Origin of the sequence: Streptomyces sp. NRRL B-24484 (assembly GCF_000717715.1) — a bacterium.
Lineage (GTDB): Bacteria > Actinomycetota > Actinomycetes > Streptomycetales > Streptomycetaceae > Kitasatospora.
Map to the genome: position 1 here is coordinate 1 of NZ_JOAI01000127.1, position 1,052 is coordinate 1,052.

The window sequence follows — 1,052 nt, forward strand, 5'->3', positions numbered from 1 at the left end:
TGGTCACCGACGCCGCGAGCGGCGAGGTCCTCTCCACCCACGAGCAGGTGCAGACCACCAACGCGACCGGCACCGGCAAGGGCGTCTTCGTCGGCTCGGTCCCGCTGACCACCAACTACACCGGCTCGACGTACCAGCTGAAGGACGCCACCCGCGGCGGCCAGTACACCACCACGCTGAACAACAAGACCTCCGGCGCGGGCACCCTGCTGACGGACACCGACAACGCGTGGGGCACCGGCCTGGTCTCCAGCAGCCAGTCCGCCGCCGTGGACGCCCAGTACGGCGCGGCCGTGACCTGGGACTTCTACAAGAACACCTTCGGCCGCAACGGCATCAAGAACAACGGTGTCGGCGCCTACAGCCGGGTGCACTACGGCCGGAACTACGTCAACGCGTTCTGGGACGACTCCTGCTTCTGCATGACGTACGGCGACGGCGCGTCCAACACCCACCCGCTGACCGAGCTGGACGTGGCCGGCCACGAGATGAGCCACGGCGTCACGGCCAACACCGCGGGCCTGAACTACTCGGGCGAGTCCGGCGGCCTGAACGAGGCCACCAGCGACATCTTCGGCACCGGCGTGGAGTTCTACGCCAACCTGGCCGCCGACAAGGGCGACTACCTGATCGGCGAGCTGATCAACATCAACGGCGACGGCTCGCCGCTGCGCTACATGGACAAGCCGTCCAAGGACGGCGGCTCGGCGGACTACTGGTCGTCGTCGGTGGGCTCGCTCGACGTCCACTACTCGTCCGGCGTCGCCAACCACTTCTTCTACCTGCTGGCCGAGGGCAGCGGCGCGAAGACGATCAACGGCGTCAGCTACAACAGCCCCACCTACAACGGCTCCACCGTCACCGGCATCGGCCGGGCCAAGGCGCTCCAGGTCTGGTACCGGGCGCTGAGCGTCTACATGACGTCCACCACCAACTACAAGGGCGCGCGCACCGCGACCCTGAACGCGGCGACGGACCTCTACGGTGCCGGTTCCACCGAGTACGCCCAGGTCGCCGCTGCCTGGGCCGCGGTGAACGTCAGCTGACGCACC

General features: G+C 68.0%; 1 protein-coding gene. It reads left to right on the forward strand.

Translation table 11 applies throughout. The features are described 5' to 3' along the window. A partial coding sequence (locus tag IE98_RS0141540; protein ID WP_030277935.1) for a M4 family metallopeptidase occupies positions 1–1,046 on the forward strand: 1,046 nt, incomplete at its 5' end. Positions 1,047–1,052 lie beyond the last annotated feature (6 nt).